Consider the following 18,571-nt stretch of genomic DNA (forward strand, 5'->3'; position numbering starts at 1 on the left):
TGGCGCATCCGACTGGGGAGGGAGCGGCAGTGGACTCCAAGACGACAGCGGGCGTGGCGATTCCTGCGAGCGTTATCAATCGCATCGAGAACTTCAATGATCCGAGCCAGGAGTGGCGACGACTGTTTTCTGAGTTCTACGGCACATTCCTGCTCGTGATCGTCGCGGCCGGCGGAGGGATGATGAGCCAGGCCTTCCCCGGCGCGATCTCGCGCACTGCGGCAGTGGTCGCGCCAGGACTCATGGTGCTCGGCATCATCCTGTTCATGGGCAAGGTCTCAGGAGCTCACCTCAATCCCGCTGTCAGCATTGCATTTGCTCTGCGCGGTGACTTCCCCTGGCGCCGTGTCCCTGGCTACATCGTGGTTCAGCTCATCGGGGCGACGCTTGCCGGTTTGCTCTTGAAGGCAATCATCGGCGTCTCGGCCAGTTACGGTTCAAACTACCCGGCTGCGGATCACTCGGTATGGGCGGCGTTCGGCATGGAGGCACTGCTGACCCTCGGCCTGGTCAGCGTCATCCTCGGCACTGCATCGGGTGCCCAGAACGTGGGGCTCTTCGGGGCATTTGGCGTCGGTGCATACATCGCGCTGGCTGGCCTCTGGGGCAGCCCGATCTCTGGCACCTCGATGAACCCGGCTCGTACGTTCGGACCCGATCTCGCCAGCGCTGACTTCACCGACTATTGGGTATACGTGGCCGGACCGCTGCTTGGCGCAGTGGTCGCGGTCGGCATCGCCTTCGTACTTCGCGGCAGGGGTGGCGGGCGCTCAGGATCGGCTGCGGCACAGGGCGCGCTCTTCACCGAAGTCGCGGTGGACGATTAGTCCTGAGTGCGAGCTCAGTGGAAGAACGGCTAGGCCACGGCGACGGCGTTGACGGTGGTCTCCATCGTCAGGATCAGTGTGCCATCGGTCTCAGCGAGAGCAAGGGCAACGGATGCCTGGCCGAGCTCACCGAGAGAAGCCAGGTGGGTGCCGCCGCACGGGATGCGCGCGCTTCCCGCCGGCAGGTCACAGACCCAGTAGCGCCGGTCGGTGAGACCGGGGCCGTCGATGTCGATGTGCACGGCGGCATCAGCTGCGACCCACTCGGCGAGTGTCGCGTTGAGCCGGTTTTCGATGTCGGTCAGTTCAGCGGATGACCCGGCCACCAGTCCCTCGGTCATGAAACCCTTCTTGCGCAGGGACTTGCCGAGCCGGTATGTGTCTGTCGATCCGTTCTCGTGAATCAGCGAGACATCGATGGCGAGCCCGTCGAAATCGGGAGTGCCCAGGGAATCGGTGCGCACCTCTTTCTTCCAGCGGTCGGCGACAGCGAGATTGAGGGCGAGGGATGCTGCGTGGCAGCCGGTGTGCCCTGCAGAGACGAGCCGACGGTATGACGCGTCCACGATGACGTCGACACTGCAGCCCTCGGTCAGGGCATCGCCACTGCCGTTGGTCGGCGCGCGGTCGATGATGTGGGCGACGACAAATGCCCAACCGTCTGTGCCCTTTGCGACAGGGATATCGGCTCCGATATACAGGGCGGTGCCATCGGTGGCGCCCACGATGCAGTCGACGAGGGGGATCTCGGTCTCTCCGACACGCAGGACCGCGCGGTCTGGGCCCTGGTCCGGCCATCCGGCATCTACCGGGTGAGCGCTGGTGACGTCGAGAAGCACAGCGCGTCGATCGTCGGGGAGCGCTTCGATGTGGAGCTCCTGCGCCGTCGCGGTGAGGGATCCGGTGGGGTACGTCACCTGGGTGTCGCTGAGGGGGATGGTCATCAACCTAGGTTAACCAACACGGAGGTGTTGTCCGGGCGCAAGGCCGGGGCAACACCTCCGTCAGTTTCGAGGAAAAGAAGTATTAGCTCTTTCTGGCCTTCTCTGACGTTTCGTTCGACTTGGCCTTCTTGTCGGCCCGCTTTTCTTTCAGTGAACGATCGGCAGTCTTCTTCGATGCGTCTTTGCGCGGTGATTTGTCAGACATCAGTGTTCCTTCCTTCGGGGCCTAATGGCCCGCTATCCCTGACCATACTTGGCTTCCTGCCAAAACCAGCATCGTGAAGACACCCTGTCCCTTGTGCCGTCGCTCTCGTAGGCTAACGATGGCGGGCCACTCCGACGGCGGAGCGGCGTTATCCACGGAAAGGTCGGAGACCATGAGCAGCGAATCCACCTATCGGGCCATTCTGTACGGGCCGAATGTCATTGCTGCAGGCCAGGAGATGGACCTGCAATATGTTGACGGCAAGCAGCAGGAATTCGTGCAGTTTTCCACGACGGAAGGCGACGACACGATCACGCGAGTGTTTCGCAAGGCGAAGGACAGCGACAACGAAGAGCCGGTTCCGTATCGTTTCGTTGAAGAAGACAACAGCGATGACGAGACCAGCGTTCCGAACTGACCTGCATTCCTGACAGGTATCCTCGACGAGCAGGCCGCGGACAGCGGCCTGCTAGTCGAGTGGTCCGAGCCAGGCAGACGCGACAGTCGCGTGCGCCGACTCGGCGTCCGACGGGTGGAAGATGCCGGCAAGCACGTCGCGGTACAGCCTGCCGAGTTCGCTTCCCGCAAAGTACGACGAACCGCCGCTGACCCGGAGTGCCTGATCAACGACATATCGGGCGTTCTCGGTTGCGCGGTGCTTGAGGCCGGCCAGCTGCGGGAACCACTGCGAACCGTGGTCGGTCAGCGTGTCGACGTCGTGTGCGAGTGCATCGATCTGCGGGTAGATGCCGTCCATCGCCATGGCGGCATCAGCGATGCGCCAGCGGATGTCGGGATCCTGCGACAGCGGACGGCCGTCGTTCTTCATCGACGTGCGCCTGGAAGCCGCTTCGATCCCCAGTTCGAGTGCACGTTTCCCGATGCCGGTGTACACCGACGCCAGCAGGATTTCGAATGTCGCAAAGATACCGAAGATGAGTGGATCGGCATTCGGCCCAGGCGGCAGCTTACGGAAGACCCGATCCGGCCTGGCATACGCGCCGGTCAGCACGGTGCTCTGGCTCTGGCTGGCCCGCATACCGAGGGTGTCCCAATCGTCCTTCTGGCTGACGCCAGCCTCGCTTCGATCGATGAATCCCCAGATGATCTGGGGAGCATCCGGCGAGGTGGTGTCGAGCCCCATCGTGCCGAGTTTTGTCCAGGCGGGGGAGAGCGAGGTGAAGATCTTGGTGCCCGTGTACCGGTAGCCGCCGTCTGGCTGCGGCGCGGCTTCCGTTCTCGATCCGAACAGTACGAGGTCGTTGCCTGGTTCGCTGACGCCGAATCCGAAGATCTCGCCGCGCCCCGCTTCGTGCAGCAGGAATGACAGTGCGGTGTCGCCCCTGTCGTGCAGGGCTTTGGCGACGCCCGTCCAAACAAGGTGCATGTTCACGGCTAGTGCGGTCGCCGGTGCGGCGCCGGCCAGGCGAATCTGCTCGCGGCTGACCTGCTGCAGGCTGAGCCCGAGGCCACCGAATTCCAGCGGTACCAGAGCCCGCAAGTAGCCGACAGCGGCCAAATCATCGAGGTCTTCGGTGAAGAAGGCATTGTCGCGGTCGTACCCGGCAGCGCGATCCCTGATGCGCTCGAGCAGGGCATCGTTGAGCAGCGGATCCGGCGTTGGCAGGGTGATCATCGAATCATTCACCCCACCAGACTAGGCAGCCGCGCGCGTGCGCGTCGACACCCTCGACAGGCTTTCTGGGTGATCGCTGGGAGTCGGATGGCAATCCCGTCGTCGGCGGGATCACCACCGTATGGTCGAAAGTGGGACCCCACAGGGACCCACTTTGTTCAACCAGTAGTCGAAGGAGAAACCATGGGATTCGCAGACGACGCTAAAGAGACGCTCGACGCAACCGGCAAGAAGATCGGACGCACGGTCGAGGATGCCAAGGAGCGCATCGGCGACAAGATCGACGAAGCCAAGGCAGACGCCAACGTGAAGAAGGCCGAAGCCGAGCGCGACAGCACCAAGGCCAAGAACGACGCCAAAGAGAAGCTGCGCGACGATAACTAACGTATGAGTTGGTGGGCGGAGTTCACAGCACGATTCGATCGAACGCGCCCGCCACTCCTGCACATCGCAACCGATGATGGCCAGGGGCCTGTCGTCATCCTGGTGCATGGCATCGCCTCATCATCGGTGACGTTCGTCGAGGTCATTCCACTGCTCACCGCGAATCATCGGGTGATTGCTGTCGACATTCTGGGCTTCGGGGAATCCCCGGCGCCCGTGGACTGCGAATACAGGCTCGAAGACCATGTCGATGCGCTCGCCGCGACAATCAGGTCGTTGAAGCTGAAGGAGCCGTTCACGCTCGTCGGCCACTCACTCGGCAGCCTCATCGTGAGTCGGTTCGCCGCCTCATATCGACCGCTGCCGACCCAGCGCAACACGGTGAGGCGCGTGATCCTCGTCGGGCCGCCCGTCTATCTGGCGCCCAGCGAAATCGGCAATCCCAAGGTTCGCGCCAGGGTGAGCGCCTATTTGAAGGCGTTCGATTTTCTGCGGGCCAACAAAGATTTCACGCTGGCCAATGCTGCCATCGTGTCGCGGCTGCTGCCCAAGGGAATTTTCGAGTTGTCCGAAAAGACCTGGGACCCCTTCGTCAAGTCGCTCAAGAACTGCATCGAGTCACAGACGCTGGTGAGCGACGTCGCCAGCCTTCGGGTTCCGGTCGACGTCATCTACGGCACGCTTGATGCATTCATCCCGCCTGGCGCCATGACAGTCATCGAGCAGATGCGAAACGTCACCATGTATCGGGTCGAAGCCAATGACCACATCATCCGTAAGCGGCTTGCTCGCGTCGTCGCTCGAGCGGTGAATTCGGATACCGTCAGCGCCTCAACCGAGCAGTCGGCACAGACACCCCTCCTGCCACACACCTCGTAGATTCCCGGCCTGCGCCCCGGAAGCCCCGGCGCTAGGCTGGCCGAATGGACACACGAACCCTCGGACGAACCGGTCGAACTGTCTCAGTCATCGGACTGGGCACCTGGCAATTAGGCGCCGACTGGGGAGACGTCTCTGAAGCGGATGCCGTTGCCGTGCTCGCCGCATCCGTTGAAGCCGGCGTCACGTTCTTCGACACAGCTGACGTCTATGGCGACGGCCGCAGCGAGCAGATCATTGGGCACTTCCTGCACGGACATGCCGGCAGCATCGCCCCCGGAGTCGAGATCACCGTGGCGACGAAGATGGGTCGCAGGGTCGACCAGATCCCTGAGAACTACGTGCTTGAGAATTTCAGGGCCTGGACCGAACGCTCCCGCCGTAACCTCGACACGCAGACCCTCGACCTGGTGCAGCTGCACTGCCCGCCGACTGTCGTCGTCGAATCAGGCGAGGTCTACGACGCACTCGACACCCTCGTAGATGAAGGTGTCATCGCCAACTACGGACTCAGCGTTGAGACCTGCGACCAGGCGCTCGCGGCGATCGCGCGGCCCGGAACCGCCACCGTGCAGATCATCCTGAACGCCTTCAGGCAGAAGCCGCTCGATGAGGTGCTGTCCGCCGCCTCTGCGGCCGGGGTCGGCATCATCGCCCGTGTTCCGCTGGCCAGCGGCCTGCTGACGGGCAAGTACACCAGGCAGACGACGTTTGCCGAGAACGACCACCGCAACTTCAACCGCGACGGCAGCCACTTCGACGTAGGGGAGACCTTCTCCGGTGTCGACTACGAAACCGGCCTCTCCGCCGCAGCGGAGTTCTCGGCTCTTGTCGCCCGTGAAGACCCCGAGCTCACTCCTGCCCAGGCCGCACTCGCGTGGGTTGCGCAGCTCGACGGCGTGAGTTCGGTCATCCCAGGCGCTCGTTCGACCAGCCAGGCCGAGGCGAACGCTGCAGCGGGATCCGTTCCCCGGCTGAGCGCCGCGTTCAACGAGGGCGTGCGCGAGCTGTATGACCGCGTGCTGAGGGCTGACATCCACCCTCGCTGGTAGGGAGGAGCCGGTTCAGGAGCGGCTTTCTAGCCGAGTTCGTCTGGGTCTTTACCCGTGCGCTCACCGGAGTCGAGAGAAGCGATCAGCTGCATCTCATCTGCGGTGAGCGCGAAGTCGAAGACGTCGATGTTGTCCTGAATCCGGGACGGCGTGACCGACTTCGGAATGACGATCGTGCCGAGCTGTAGGTGCCAGCGGATGACGACCTGCGCTGCGGACTTACCGTGGCGGGCACCAATGTCATCAAGAAGCGAATTGCCGATCGCTCGCCCGCGGGCCAGCGGAGACCACGCCTCGGTGAGGATATTGTGCGCGGCGTCGTACGCGCGCATCTCTGACTGCTGAAGCCAGGGGTGCTGCTCTATCTGGTTCAGGACCGGCACGACATCGGTCTCGGCGAGTAGCCGGTCGAGGTGGTGCGCGTGGAAGTTGGACACGCCAATCGAACGTGCCCGGCCTTCCGATCGCAGGGTTTCGAGCGCGCGGTAGGTGTCGACGTAGCGGTCCTGCTTCGGTGCAGGCCAGTGGATGAGATAGAGGTCGACGTAGTCAAGGCCGAGCTTGGCCAAACTGTCGTCGAAAGCGCGCAGGGTGGCGTCGTAACCGTGATCGCTGTTCCAGACCTTGGTGGTGACGAAGACCTCTTCGCGGGGCAGCGCGACCCTGGCGACGCCAGCGCCCACACCGGCCTCGTTCTCGTAGAGGGCAGCGGTGTCGATGTGACGGTAGCCGGCGTTCAATGCGACCTCGACGGCATCCGCTGCCAGGTCGTCGGCGATCTTGTAGACACCGAGACCGATCTGGGGAATCGAGTGTCCGTCGTTCATGAGCAGACGTGGGGATGCGGTCATGTGACTACCTGGCCTTACGAGTGTGGGCTGTCGGAGTAGCGGGCTGTGCGGGGGTCAAGCCTAAGAAGTCTGGATCATTATGGGCTCGGTGTCGGGAATCGGGCTGGCGTCGCGACCGCGAAGGTCGGGGTGCCACTTGCGACCGAGCGCAGGGATAAGGCAGCCGAGTGCGGCGAAGGCCGCGGCAGCGATGAGTGCTGACTGCGCGCCGTAGTGATCGATCATGAATCCGGCGATGGCGGATCCGAGGGCTGCACCGATGAGCTGGCCGGTGCCGACCCAGCCGTACGCTTCAGCGGTGTCAGAGAACTTGACGCTGGCTGACACGATGCCGAACAAGACGGCGAAGGCGGGCGCGATGCCAATGCCGGCAACGAACAGTGCGGCGGAGAGCCACCAGAAATTGAGCCAGAAACTGGCGAGCACCATGCCGAAGGTGACGATGAGCATCCTGCCTGCCAGCGCCCACGGGCCTATCTGCATGTGGCCGAGGGCGAGGCCTCCGACGAGGGAACCGAGCGCGAAGATCGCCAGGACCCAGCCAGAGGATGAGCTGCCGTGTCCGAAGGATGCGACGACACCGGCCTCGACCGCAGCGGTGGACGCAACGAGCATGAAGCCGACGACAGTGCTGAGCAGCACGGCGGGGCGTCTGAGGACGACGCCGAACTTGCGCTTGCTGCGCGGGATACGAACGCGACCGACCTCGGGGGATGCGACGAACCAGAGGCCGCCACCGATCAGGAAGACGGCGGCCAGAAGGATGCCGGCAGCCGAATTCACCTGGATGGCGACGAAGGTGGCGATGACTGGGCCGAGTACCCAGATGATCTCCTGTGCAGAGGCGTCGAGAGAGAACAGCGGGGTCAGCTGCCTGGAGTTGACCATCTTGGGGTAGATGGTGCGCACGGCGGGCTGGATAGGCGGCATCGACAGGCCGGCTACAAATCCGAGGGCAACGAGACCGGGGATCGGCAGTGGCAGCAGGGCCATCAGGATGATCGATATTGCACAGACGGCCAGGGTGACCAGGATCACCGGGCGCATACCCAGTCGGCCCATCAGCCGGCTGGTGAGGGGGCCGGCGATTGCCTGACCGATACTCATCGCGGCCAGAACGATGCCCGCGATTGCATACGAACCGTATGCCTGCTCGATGTGAATCAGGAACGCGAGAGACAGCATTCCGAACGGGAAACGAGCCGTGAGTTGAGCTGCGATGATTCGGGCAACGCCCGGGGTTTTCAGAAGTTCGATGTAGCTACTCACAATGAACCATTCTACGACTTCCGCTTTGCTTCGCCACAGCGCTGCCGGGTGAACAACTGGTGGTTGAAGGCCGGGAGAGCGGTACCGTTGAGCGGGTGAAGACCCTCATCTCTGCCGAGCAACTCGCAGCCGAATTGGCTGACCGCACCGACATCCGTGTGATCGATGTGAGGTGGGCGTTAGGAGGCCCGCCAGGGCTCGGCGAATACCTCGCAGGGCATATCCCGGGTGCCGCGTATGCCGATCTGGACACAGAGCTCGCCTCCCACGGTGAACCGGCCGACGGGCGGCATCCGTTGCCCTCTCGCGAGACCCTTCAGGATGCCGCGCGATGCTGGGGTCTGAATGATGGCGACACTGTCGTTGTCTATGACGGTGCCGGTAATCTGTCGGCCGCCAGAGCCTGGTGGCTGCTCAAGGATGCCGGGATTACGGACGTGCTGCTGCTCGATGGCGCATTGCCTGCGTGGCGCGCTGCCGGGCTCCCACTGGTCGAGGGACCAGAACAGATCACTCCCGGCTCGATCACTCTGAGCGCGGGACTGATGCCTGTACTCGACGCCGACGGGGCCGCAGCCCTGGCATCGACCGGACTGCTTCTCGATGCGCGGGCCGGTGCTCGGTACCGCGGGGAGATTGAGCCGATTGATCCGAAGGCAGGACACATCCCCTGTGCACGAAGCGCGCCCACGACCGAGAACCTGGCCGCTGACGGTCGGTTCCTCTCGCCAACGGAATTGCGACACCGCTTCGAGGCGTTGGGTGCGGGTGCCGGTAGCGCTGCGGATTCCGAGCAGATCGGCGTCTATTGCGGCTCGGGAGTGACGGCCGCCCACGAAGCAGTCGCCCTCGTGCTCGCGGGATATGAGCCTGTGCTGTACCCGGGCTCGTGGTCGCAGTGGTCGAACCTGCCCGGTCGCCCGGTCGAGACGGGTGACGCACCGGCGTAGCGCGTGAGTATGGCAGCACGTATCGAGGACTCTGGCGTGACTAACCCGGTCTTGCCAGATAATTGAGGCGAACTGAGCTAGGTTCACAATCATGTTCTACAACTCCTCGGTGCTCATTCCGTTCGTCTATCTGCTCCTGTTGGTGCTGAGCATCGTACTTATCGTGGTCATCGCCATTGCCTTGATCCGGCTGATGCTGTCGGCTACGCGCGCTCTCGACGCCGTCACCGCCGAACGAAAGCTTCGACTTGACCTTCTCCTCAGTGATGACAGTGAGAGCTGAGAGCTGAGAGCTGAGAGCTGAGAGCTGAGAGCAGGGAGCTGAGATCGCGGCTGGCCAAGAGCCGATTCAGGCCGAGCGGTCAACCGCAGCCAGGATGATCGCGCCGAGCTCGGCCGGTTTGGTGAACTGGGGCCAGTGCCCCGTTGGCAGATCGACGTACTCGACGTCGCGGAGATGCCCGAGTTCTACCACGTACGGATGACCTTCAGTGATCCACTCGATAAAGAGCGACGACGGGAATTCACAAGCGATGATTGTCGCGGGCACGTCGTAGCGGCGCTCGTCGTGCAGTTCTTGTTCGTCGTATGCAACTCCCCGCGGCTCCGGAATCGCGCGAGCCCTGAACATCGCTCGCAGGTCGTCGTCGAGATCGACCAGATCGGCGTCATCGAACAGGCCCCACGGCGGCAGCGGGATGTCATCGCCCTCAAACGGGAGAGTGTCGTTGATCGCGCTGCCATCGGCAAGTGGACCGCTGTCGACGTACACCCCTCGAACCACGCGGTCGGGACGCGCGTCGATTGCGCCGTGGATGATCGCCCCACCACCTGAATGGCCGACGAGCACGACAGGGCCGTTCGTCGCATCGATCGCCGCGACGACGGCGTCGACGTGGTCACGCAAGCCGATGCCCGCGCGGGATGACTCGACCGACTCGAGCCCGGGCAGAGTGAGCGGATGCACTCGGTGCCCTGCTGCGACCAGCGGCGGTGTCACCGCCGACCATGACGATGCGTCAAGCCAGAATCCGGGTACCAAGATGATGTCCATGTCGCGACCATACGGGCATCCACCGACATCCGGCAATGCAACGACCAGTCGCCTCGCTAGTCGGCTGATCGCGTCGATGCACCCTGCACGAGCTGTGGCGCGAGAACGACGCGGCGCGCGATCCGCAGTGGGTCTGGAGTGAGGTCGTCAAGCAGCAATCGCACTGCCTCTCGGCCCATCGCCGGCCACGGGTGCCGAAGCGTGGTGATCTTGCGTTCGTCGTCCTCACCGAATGAGACGTCGAGCAGGCTGCAGACCTGCACCTGTCCAGGCACCGCGACACCCTCCATGCGCAGTACGGCGAGCAATCCGTTCGCGACATCGTCATTCACGCACACGATCGCATCACTGAACTGTGACAGCTCTGGGCCGGCAGCGGCCACCAGGAGTTCGGCGGCAGCGATGCCGCCAGCGACGGTGGGCGCCGCGGTGATCGGTGGGGCTACGATGACGCCCGAACGCGTCGCAGCTGCGCCGAGTGCGGTGAGTCTGTGGGCATCGGAGGCGATGTCGGGATTGAGTCCGACGACAGAGAGTGACCGTGCATCGCGCTCGGCAAGGTGGGTGATCAGGAGCGCCGTCGCCCTGGCGTCGTCGAGGCCGACGGAATCGGTGTGATCGGTGTCGATGTAGCGTCCAACCTGAACGACAGGCACGTTGCCGGCCGCAGAAATCGAGGCGCGACTTGCTGCCTCGGTCGGCGGACACACGATGATGCCATCGACCTGGCGTGCGAGCAGCGATTCGATGTGCTCGTTGTCTGTCACAGCGTCTGGTTCCATATAGCGCAGCACGATCGACAGCCCCTGCCGATCAAGCGCGGCGCTGACAGCCTCGATCAGAGTGGAGAGAAAGCCGGTGCTGTAGCGGGGGAGCAGCAGGCCGATGGTGCCTGACCGCTTGCTCCGCAGCGCGCTTGCCACCGCGTTGTGCCGGTAGCCGAGTACGCGACAGGCATCTTGAATCCGTAGGACAGCATCCGCAGAGACAGGTTTGGTACCTGACAGCGCCCGTGAGGCTGTCGCTATCGACACACCGGCCAATTCGGCGACGGCAGCGAGAGTCGGCGCGGATGCGGCGCTCATGCGGTCGACCGCGTCTGCACGCCCTGCCGTGAGGCACGAACCGTGGCAATGAAGTCGTCAAGCACTGCGACGGATGCCGTCACAGTGGCATCCAGGATGGCCGCACCCTTCGCGGCGCTAGCCGAAGCCGGGTCGCCGAACACGCCGGACTCCGAGAAGCGATGCAGCTGCATCGGAGTGGTGCCGAAATCGGTGGGAAAGTTGGGATAGCAGGACACGTAGCGGTCCTGCCGCACATCCTCCGGAGTGAGCTGCAACATGATTGACGTCTCGATCTCTTCGGCGTGGTTGAGTCCAGGCGCTGCTGGATGGCTGTCCCTGAGCATAGTGATGGCGTCATCCATACCGGGGTAGTCAAGAGTTATCGTGTTCAGCGCGCCGGAGTCAAGCAATGTTCGCGTTGCGGAGTAGAGAGGCTGGCGATTGCCCCAATCGCCGTTGACGATCACCAGGCCGCCCGCACCGGATGCCGCGAGCGCCCGCCCGAGGTCGACGGCGATTGCCGTGACGGTCGACGGTGCAAGCGACAATGTGCCCGGATACCCAGCGTTGTTCCAGGTGTCGCCGTAGTGCACGGGCGGCAGCAGCACGGCATCGAGGCGAGTCGCAATCTGCCTGGCCACGTATGCGGCAGTGATGGTGTCTGTGCCGAGGGGCAGGTGTGGGCCGTGTTGTTCGAGCGCACCGAACGGCAGCACGGCAATGCCGTGACCGCCGGCGAGGTGGGCGGCGACATCGGTCCATGGCGTTCGTACCGCCTCGATCATCACGGCTGGTAGTCCTGGATGCTGCGGCCGTGCGAGAGATCGGTGAGTTGGGGAATCCGGGAGTTGAGTTCATCGATGACCGGGTCGAGGTCGAGTGTGGTCAGCACGCCGTCGCGCACGACGACCTGACCGTCGACAACAACCGTCGAGACGTCGCTCGACTTGACGCTGAGTACAAGGGCCGCAGCGAGATCGTGCATGGGCTGCATGTGCGGCTTGCGGGTGTCGATCAGCACGATATCTGCGCGGTACCCGGGCAGCAGCTTGCCCAGCATGTGGCCCTGGCCGAACAGGTCGGCGCTCTGCCTGGTGAGCAGGTCGAGGGCGTGCGCAGACGTGAGCCAGGTCGCATCGCTGTGGTGGTTCTTCTCGGCGAGGGAGAGCAACCGCAGGCTTTCCAGCATGTCGAGCGTATTGTGCGATGCTGGGCCGTCTGTGCCGACGCCCACGGTGATGCCGGCATCGTGCAGCATCCGCACAGGGGTTCCGCCCGATTGCGCGTGCTTCATGTACACCTTGGTGCACGAGCCGACGGCGACACGGTCGGCATAGGGCGTGAGCCAGCGCAGGTCGTCTTCGATGATGCCGGCGCCGTGCGCAATGAGTGCGCCGGTTTCGAGGATGCCGGTGTCGTGCAGCACCTGTATCGGGGTCACGCCGCGCTTGGCGAGGCTCGACTCGGTCTGGCTGAGGCTTTCGGCCGCGTGGATGTGCGTGCGGATGCCGAGCCGCCTGGCATGCTCGGCGGTCGTGCGCAGGTCAGCGTCATCGACGGTGTACGTGGCGTGCGGGCCCATGGCCGTCGTGATGCGACCCCCTGCGGCTCCGTTCCACTTTTCGGCGAATGCTGCGGAGCTTTCGACTCCGGCCTGACCTTGCGACGAGAAGAAGGTGGAGGCCAGCATTGCACGAGCGCCGCTGCGTGCGACCACTTCGGCGATTTGATCTGTGGCGAAGTAGTGGTCGGCGAAGCTCGTCACCCCGGCGAGCAACATCTCACCGACGGCCAGTTCGGCGCCGAGGCGCACGTCGCGCTCGGTGAGGTTGACTTCCATCGGCCAGATGTGCTCGTTGAACCAGGAATGGGTCGGCACGTCTTCTGCCGAGCCGCGGAACATCGTCATGGGGGAGTGCGTGTGCGAGTTCATCATGCCGGGGATGGCAACTTTTCCGCGGCCGTCGATAATCTCAGCGCCGGCCAGCTCGGCAGGTGTCACCTCGGCGGTGGGTTTGATCCATTCGATCGCATCCCCACGGATGCCGATGGCGTGGTTCTCCAGAAACTCCACGCTGCCGCGCGCTGCACGATCGTCGCTCGGCAGCGATGGGTAACCGGGCGCAGGCCGAGTGGTCTGTGTGAGGACGGTGGCACCGGTGATGATCATCGGCGCAGAGTTGCTCGCAGTCATAACGTCAGCCTGTCACAATTTTTGGATAAGGAAATGACAACGATTACCCGATTTGATGAAACGCGTAACGTACATGAAATCGTTGAGATGTAAGTTGTTCAGTGGACGTTGGCCCCTGCCTAATCGTTCTACCCCTCGAATATCTCCGCCCGCATGCTTCAATCGGAGGTAATCGATTACATTTCAAGGAGTTCCCGTGATTAACCCCCTCCGGAAGTCAACGCTCACCCGCGTCACAGCGGGCGCAGCCCTCGGTCTCGCAGCAGCCCTGGTGTTCACCGGCTGCTCGGGCAAGACGGCCACGTCGGCGTCGGTGACCGACCCGGATGCATCGACCATCGCCCTGCTGTACGGCACCCGCGGCGACTTCTCCATCATGGACGGCGCATACAACGGCTTCACCGCTGCGCAGGACAAGCTGGGCTTCAACGCCCTCGACTTCTCCAGCCCGAACACCGACGACTACCAGGATCGCCTCGACCTGGCCCTGTCAGAAGACTCCGACCTGGCCATCGGCATCGGCTACCAGTGGGGCACCCCCATGGAGCAGACCACTGACCGTGGCACCACGTCGCTGGCAAACATCGACGTCGACCTCGGAACCGAGATTGACGGCGTGACCACCATCTCGTTCGCAGCCAACCAATCGTCGTACCTTGTCGGTGTTGCGGCAGCCCTCACCTCAACAAGTGGCCACATCGGCTTCGTTGGAGGCGTCGACCAGCCGCTTATCCAGAACTTCTTCGTCGGCTACGAAGCAGGTGCGAAGTCGGTCAACCCCGACATCATCGTCGACTCCACCTACCTGTCGCCGCTCGGTGACTTCTCCGGCTTCTCCGACCCGACCAAGGGTAAGGAAGCAGCAGCATCCATGTACGCCGGTGGCGCAGACGTGATCTACGCTGCTGCGGGTGGATCAGGCCAGGGCGTCTACGAGCAGGCCAAGGATTCAAGCACGGATGCCAAGAAGGTCTGGGCGATCGGTGTCGACGGCGACGTCTATAACCAGGTCGACGCCGACATCAAGCCGTTCATCCTCACATCAGCGGTGAAGAACGTCGATATCGCCGTCACCGATGTGATCACGGCATTCGAGGCCGGAACGCTTGAAGCAGGCGAGCAGGTCTACGACCTGTCGACCGGCGGCGTCAGCTACTCGACAAGCGGCGGATTCGTCGACGGCATTGCAGACAAGCTCGAAACGTCCAAGCAGAACATCATCAACGGAACGATCACTGTTCCGACTGCGCTCTAGGCAGTACGCACCACATGGAAGAGCAGGAAGTGCTGGTCCGTCTGAGCGGAATCGTCAAGCGATTCGGAACGTTCACGGCGAATGACCATATTGATGTCGCAGTTCGTGCCGGCTCAGTTCACGCAATCGTCGGCGAGAACGGAGCGGGCAAGTCAACCCTGATGAAGGTTCTCGCGGGTGAAGAGAAGCCCGATGAGGGAACCATCGAGGTCAACGGAATCGTTCAGGATTTCCGATCGCCGCGCCACGCCCAACAGGCAGGCGTCGGCATGGTTCACCAGCACTTCCTGCTTGCAGACGCCCTGCGCGTCTGGGAGAACATCGTTCTCGCCGATGAGCCCGGCAGCCCGATCCGCATCGATGCAGACGCAGCGAAGCGGCGCGTGGCCGAACTGGCTCAGGCGAACAGCTTCGACATCGACGTCAACGCCCTCGTGCGTGATCTCGGTGTCGGGAGCCGACAGCGGGTTGAGATTCTCAAGGTGCTCTACCGCAACGCCCGCATCATCATCCTCGACGAACCGACAGCGGTTCTGGTGCCGAGTGAAGCTGATGCTCTCTTCGCCTCAATTCGCAAGTTCACCGACCAGGGCGCAGCAGTGCTCTTCATCTCGCACAAGCTTGACGAAGTTCTGGCATTCGCTGACGAGATCACCGTCATCCGTGGCGGCAAGGTCGTCGGGCACACGACTCCGGCGCAGACCACCGCAGCAGAACTCGCCGCGCTCATGGTCGAGGTCGACATGCCGGTTGTCGAACCACGTCTCACACCGCCCGGCGACGAGGTGGTGCTCTCGGCATCCGCCCTCACCGTCGGTGAATTCGGTGAGCGTCCGAAACTGGATGCGATGGACGTCCAGGTGCACGCCGGCGAGATCGTCGGCATTGCCGGTGTCGAAGGCAACGGACAATCCGAACTACTGATGGCGCTGCTCGGCCGTGTGGCCAGCACCGGCATCGTCACAATGGCCGGCCGCGATATTTCGACGCTGCCGACAGTCACCCGCAGGGACCTCGGCATGGCCTACATCCCTGAAGACCGTCACCGCGACGGCGTCGTGCTCGATTTCTCGTTGCGCGACAACGCGGCACTCGGCTACCAGTCGCGCCAGCCGGTGCGGCGCGGCCTGTGGTTCAGCCGCAAGGCAGCGACGAAGATCGCGGCCGACATCATCCGCCGCTTCGATGTGCGCGGTGGCACCCCGGCAACTCCAGCCGGCGCGCTGTCGGGTGGAAACCAGCAGAAGTTCATCTTCGGGCGAGAGCTCAGCTCCAACCCGAGTGTGCTGGTCGCTGCCCACCCCACCCGCGGCGTCGACATCGGTGCGCAGAGCGCTGTCTGGGCCGAGCTCATCGCTGCTCGCGACAGAGGCCTCGGCACCCTGCTCGTCTCGGCAGACCTTGACGAATTGCTTGCGCTGTCCGATCGCCTTCTCGTGATGTACGGCGGGCGCGTGGTGGCAGACCTCGACCCTGCATCGGTGACCGCAACCGAACTGGGCCTGTACATGACAGGCGCGAAGTCCGGCGACAGCCTCGACCTTGACGGCCCCGAACTCCTAGAAGGGGAGATCACTCGATGATCCGCCGCATCCTGACTGCCGTTGCCGGCCCCGTGATCTCGATCCTGCTCGCGCTGCTGGTGACGACGCTGTTCCTCACCTTCGGTGGCTACAGCGCCAGCTCGGCGTACCAGGTGATGTGGGAGTACGGCACGAAACCGGCCTCTCTCGTCTCGAGCCTCAACAACGCGGTTCCGCTGTATCTGGCGGCTGTCGCCGGCGCATTCGCCGTGCGGATGGGCCTCTTCAACATCGGTGTCGACGGCCAGTACCGGATGGCGGCGCTCGCCGGTGCAGTCGCTGCGGCCTCGCTGCCGTTCCCACTCGCCATCCGTCTGCCGCTGACTCTGCTGATCTCCTGCATCGTGGGTGCCCTCTGGGCGTTGATCCCCGCGCTGCTCAAGGTGTACCGCGGGGTCAACGAGGTCATCACCTCGATTCTGCTGAACGCCATCGCGACGACGGTAGTGGCGATCCTGCTCGCCGATGTCTTCCGCTCGGGCGGTGGTCAGAACACCGGCACAGAGGTCATCGGCGCAGACGGTGCGATGCCGGTGCTGATCGACCTCGGAATCGGAAACCGCACGTCGATCACCGGGTTCCTGCTCGTGGCGATTGTCGTCGGCCTGTTCTACTACCTTGTGATGAACCGCAGCCTGTTCGGCTACACGATGCGCGTTGCAGCGCGCTCGCCAGAAGCCGCTGAATCGGCCGGTATCAGCGTCAAGAAGCGCATCATCATCTCGATGCTCATCTCGGGTGCCATTGCCGGTCTGGTCGGACTCCCGCACGTGTTGTCGACCGCATATCGCTTCGACGGCACGCTGCCGACCGACCTGATGTTCACCGGTCTGGCGGCCACCCTGCTCGGCAGGCAGCATCCGATCGGCATGGCCATCGGTGCATTCGTGCTCGCGTTCGTCGCGCGCAGTTCGCAGGTGCTCGGACTCGTCCAGCTGCCGACAGAGGTCGGCGAGGTGTTCATGGCCGTCGTGCTGCTCAGCTCGGCCGTCGGCTACTGGATCACTGAGCGTGCCGACAAGAAGATTTCGCTCTGGCAGGCGATGCGCAACCGGCGGAACGCTGCACGACACCCGGATATCACTGCAGACGCGGAAGGCGTGGCATGACGCTCATCTCGACACTCAACCGCCCAGACCTCGACAATTCGACGGGCCTTCGCCGCCCGCCGTCGCTCGGAGTCGTCAAGGCGCGCTCAGTTTTGCGCTGGGTGCTTCTCGGCCTCGCGCTGCTCATCCTTGCTCGCTACATCGCTGACGCGCCTGGCATCACAGCCTCATCAACCTGGGGTTCTGCGCTTCGGCTGACGGTACCGATCGCGGTGGTTGCCATGGGCGGCCTCTACTCCGAGCGTGCCGGCGTGATCAACGTCGGCCTCGAGGGCATGATGATCGGCGGAACCTGGATGGCCGGACTGTTCGGTTTTCTCTGGGGTCCGTGGGCAGCTCTCGTCGGCGGCATGGTCGGCGGCCTCGTCTTCGGTGTACTGATGGCCGTGCTCTGTATCGAGATGGGCATCAACCAGCTCATCGTCGGTGTATCGATCAACGTCATTGCCGCGGCAGTCGCCCGGTTCATGTCCGACCTGGTCTTCGCCGGCATGGACGGCGGCACCATCGCCAGGTCGCCCCGCATCGGCGGCAATGTGCCGAGCGTGAGTATGCCCTTCCTCTCCGGCGGCTGGGGCACTCCCGATGTGGCGCGGGCTCTGGAAGAGACCGGAACGCCTGTCATCGCCCAGATCGGCGGTGTGCTCGGTGGACTGACCCGTGATGTCTCACTCGCCGCGATCATCGGACTGTTGCTCATCCCGCTCACCGCCTGGATCCTCTGGAAGTCACCGTTCGGCCTCCGCTGGCGTGCTGCCGGCGAAAAGCCGGCTGCACTGCAGGCCCTGGGCGGCAGCGTGCACCGCACGCGCTGGATCGCAGTCCTTGCCGGTAGTGCTATGGCTGGTTTCGCCGGGGGCTACCTCGTGCTCATCTCGCAGGGCTATGTCGAGAACCAGACGGGTGGTCGAGGCTTCATCGGTCTGGCCACGCTTCTGTTCGGTAACTGGATGCCATCGGGTGTCTTCCTGGGATCGGCGCTCTTCGGCCTCAGTGACGCCATCGGACTCGGCCGTCCTGAGACGCTACGGGCGCTGATCTTCATGCTGGCAATCGTCTTCATCGGCCTGGCCGCGATGCGCATGATGCGCGGCCGCACCCGTGCCGGTATCCCGTCAGCGATCCTGGGCTTCGTCCTGCTCGCTGTCTTCTTTTGGGCACCCCTGCCGACAGCTCTTTCCAGCGCCGCGCCGTACCTCGTCACCCTCGCGGTGCTCGTGGTGGCCGGCACTGTGATGCGCCCCCCGGCAGCTCTCGGCTCCTTCGTACCGCGCCGCAACTCAAAGTCCTGATCCGCGCTTCGGCGCATCAG

General features: G+C 63.6%; 20 protein-coding genes. 11 read left to right on the top strand and 9 right to left on the bottom strand.

Going from position 1 to position 18,571, the window contains the following annotated elements; genetic code table 11:
- Nucleotides 1–29 precede the first annotated feature (29 nt).
- A complete protein-coding gene (locus tag ACMT3I_RS01440; RefSeq protein ID WP_414802661.1) occupies nucleotides 30–827 on the top strand; it encodes an MIP/aquaporin family protein in 798 nt (265 codons plus the stop codon).
- 29 nt (nucleotides 828–856) lie between these two features.
- Here the strand turns inward: ACMT3I_RS01440 and ACMT3I_RS01445 are convergent, their stop codons facing one another.
- Both ACMT3I_RS01445 and ACMT3I_RS01450 read right to left on the bottom strand, forming a co-directional pair.
- Complete coding sequence (locus ACMT3I_RS01445) at nucleotides 857–1,771, bottom strand: metal-dependent hydrolase (RefSeq protein ID WP_414802662.1); 915 nt, start codon at nucleotides 1,769–1,771, stop codon at nucleotides 857–859.
- 82 nt (nucleotides 1,772–1,853) lie between these two features.
- Complete coding sequence (locus ACMT3I_RS01450; RefSeq protein WP_414802663.1) at nucleotides 1,854–1,976, bottom strand: hypothetical protein; 123 nt, start codon at nucleotides 1,974–1,976, stop codon at nucleotides 1,854–1,856.
- Between the two features lie 172 nt (nucleotides 1,977–2,148).
- On the opposite strand from ACMT3I_RS01450, the gene ACMT3I_RS01455 reads away from it, so the two are divergent.
- Complete coding sequence (locus tag ACMT3I_RS01455) at nucleotides 2,149–2,394, top strand: hypothetical protein (RefSeq protein WP_414802664.1); 246 nt, start codon at nucleotides 2,149–2,151, stop codon at nucleotides 2,392–2,394.
- Nucleotides 2,395–2,445: 51 nt separating this feature from the next.
- On the opposite strand, the gene ACMT3I_RS01460 is transcribed toward ACMT3I_RS01455, so the two are convergent.
- Nucleotides 2,446–3,612 (bottom strand): acyl-CoA dehydrogenase family protein, encoded by a 1,167-nt coding sequence (locus tag ACMT3I_RS01460; RefSeq protein ID WP_414803505.1) that lies wholly within the window; start codon nucleotides 3,610–3,612, stop codon nucleotides 2,446–2,448.
- 183 nt (nucleotides 3,613–3,795) lie between these two features.
- Between ACMT3I_RS01460 and ACMT3I_RS01465 the strand changes: the two genes are divergently transcribed.
- The 3 genes from ACMT3I_RS01465 to ACMT3I_RS01475 are packed head-to-tail and all read left to right on the top strand — an operon-like array spanning nucleotide 3,796 to nucleotide 5,927.
- On the top strand, nucleotides 3,796–3,996 hold the full coding sequence (locus tag ACMT3I_RS01465) for a hypothetical protein (protein ID WP_414802665.1): 201 nt from the start codon (nucleotides 3,796–3,798) through the stop codon (nucleotides 3,994–3,996).
- Between the two features lie 3 nt (nucleotides 3,997–3,999).
- Complete coding sequence (locus ACMT3I_RS01470; RefSeq protein WP_414802666.1) at nucleotides 4,000–4,875, top strand: alpha/beta fold hydrolase; 876 nt, start codon at nucleotides 4,000–4,002, stop codon at nucleotides 4,873–4,875.
- 44 nt (nucleotides 4,876–4,919) lie between these two features.
- Nucleotides 4,920–5,927 carry an aldo/keto reductase gene (locus ACMT3I_RS01475; protein ID WP_414802667.1) on the top strand — a complete coding sequence of 336 codons (1,008 nt, stop codon included), beginning with the start codon at nucleotides 4,920–4,922 and terminating at the stop codon, nucleotides 5,925–5,927.
- A gap of 26 nt (nucleotides 5,928–5,953) precedes the next feature.
- On the opposite strand, the gene ACMT3I_RS01480 is transcribed toward ACMT3I_RS01475, so the two are convergent.
- Entirely contained in the window at nucleotides 5,954–6,778 is an 825-nt protein-coding gene (locus tag ACMT3I_RS01480) for an aldo/keto reductase (protein ID WP_414802668.1), read from the bottom strand.
- Between the two features lie 60 nt (nucleotides 6,779–6,838).
- Nucleotides 6,839–8,047 (bottom strand): MFS transporter, encoded by a 1,209-nt coding sequence (locus ACMT3I_RS01485; RefSeq protein ID WP_414802669.1) that lies wholly within the window; start codon nucleotides 8,045–8,047, stop codon nucleotides 6,839–6,841.
- 95 nt (nucleotides 8,048–8,142) lie between these two features.
- Here ACMT3I_RS01485 and ACMT3I_RS01490 point away from each other — a divergent pair, with 95 nt between their 5' ends.
- Nucleotides 8,143–8,997 (top strand): sulfurtransferase, encoded by an 855-nt coding sequence (locus tag ACMT3I_RS01490; protein ID WP_414802670.1) that lies wholly within the window; start codon nucleotides 8,143–8,145, stop codon nucleotides 8,995–8,997.
- A 91-nt stretch (nucleotides 8,998–9,088) separates the two neighbouring features.
- The gene (locus ACMT3I_RS01495) at nucleotides 9,089–9,280 is read left to right on the top strand and encodes a hypothetical protein (protein WP_414802671.1); all 192 of its coding nucleotides are present in this window, start codon (nucleotides 9,089–9,091) and stop codon (nucleotides 9,278–9,280) included.
- A 66-nt stretch (nucleotides 9,281–9,346) separates the two neighbouring features.
- Here ACMT3I_RS01495 and ACMT3I_RS01500 read toward each other — a convergent pair whose 3' ends face one another.
- The 4 genes from ACMT3I_RS01500 to ACMT3I_RS01515 are packed head-to-tail and all read right to left on the bottom strand — an operon-like array spanning nucleotide 9,347 to nucleotide 13,312.
- Nucleotides 9,347–10,051 (bottom strand): alpha/beta fold hydrolase, encoded by a 705-nt coding sequence (locus ACMT3I_RS01500; RefSeq protein WP_414802672.1) that lies wholly within the window; start codon nucleotides 10,049–10,051, stop codon nucleotides 9,347–9,349.
- Between the two features lie 56 nt (nucleotides 10,052–10,107).
- Entirely contained in the window at nucleotides 10,108–11,136 is a 1,029-nt protein-coding gene (locus ACMT3I_RS01505; RefSeq protein ID WP_414802673.1) for a LacI family DNA-binding transcriptional regulator, read from the bottom strand.
- On the bottom strand, nucleotides 11,133–11,903 hold the full coding sequence (locus ACMT3I_RS01510) for a creatininase family protein (protein ID WP_414803506.1): 771 nt from the start codon (nucleotides 11,901–11,903) through the stop codon (nucleotides 11,133–11,135). The genes ACMT3I_RS01505 and ACMT3I_RS01510 overlap by 4 nt, the downstream gene beginning before the upstream one ends.
- Complete coding sequence (locus ACMT3I_RS01515) at nucleotides 11,903–13,312, bottom strand: amidohydrolase (RefSeq protein ID WP_414802674.1); 1,410 nt, start codon at nucleotides 13,310–13,312, stop codon at nucleotides 11,903–11,905. The genes ACMT3I_RS01510 and ACMT3I_RS01515 overlap by 1 nt, the downstream gene beginning before the upstream one ends.
- A gap of 196 nt (nucleotides 13,313–13,508) precedes the next feature.
- On the opposite strand from ACMT3I_RS01515, the gene ACMT3I_RS01520 reads away from it, so the two are divergent.
- Genes ACMT3I_RS01520 through ACMT3I_RS01535 form a run of 4 tightly spaced genes read left to right on the top strand, consistent with a single transcriptional unit; the run spans nucleotide 13,509 to nucleotide 18,551 of the window.
- Complete coding sequence (locus ACMT3I_RS01520; protein WP_414802675.1) at nucleotides 13,509–14,567, top strand: BMP family lipoprotein; 1,059 nt, start codon at nucleotides 13,509–13,511, stop codon at nucleotides 14,565–14,567.
- A gap of 14 nt (nucleotides 14,568–14,581) precedes the next feature.
- Nucleotides 14,582–16,150: an ABC transporter ATP-binding protein gene (locus ACMT3I_RS01525; RefSeq protein ID WP_414802676.1), complete on the top strand. Its 1,569-nt coding sequence runs from the start codon at nucleotides 14,582–14,584 to the stop codon at nucleotides 16,148–16,150.
- The gene (locus ACMT3I_RS01530) at nucleotides 16,147–17,259 is read left to right on the top strand and encodes an ABC transporter permease (protein ID WP_414802677.1); all 1,113 of its coding nucleotides are present in this window, start codon (nucleotides 16,147–16,149) and stop codon (nucleotides 17,257–17,259) included. Before ACMT3I_RS01525 ends, ACMT3I_RS01530 begins: the two co-directional genes overlap by 4 nt.
- Nucleotides 17,256–18,551 (top strand): ABC transporter permease, encoded by a 1,296-nt coding sequence (locus ACMT3I_RS01535; protein ID WP_414802678.1) that lies wholly within the window; start codon nucleotides 17,256–17,258, stop codon nucleotides 18,549–18,551. Before ACMT3I_RS01530 ends, ACMT3I_RS01535 begins: the two co-directional genes overlap by 4 nt.
- Nucleotides 18,552–18,571 lie beyond the last annotated feature (20 nt).

The sequence above is a fragment of the Leifsonia sp. A12D58 genome (assembly GCF_047530025.1).
Taxonomy (GTDB): Bacteria; Actinomycetota; Actinomycetes; order Actinomycetales; family Microbacteriaceae; genus Cryobacterium.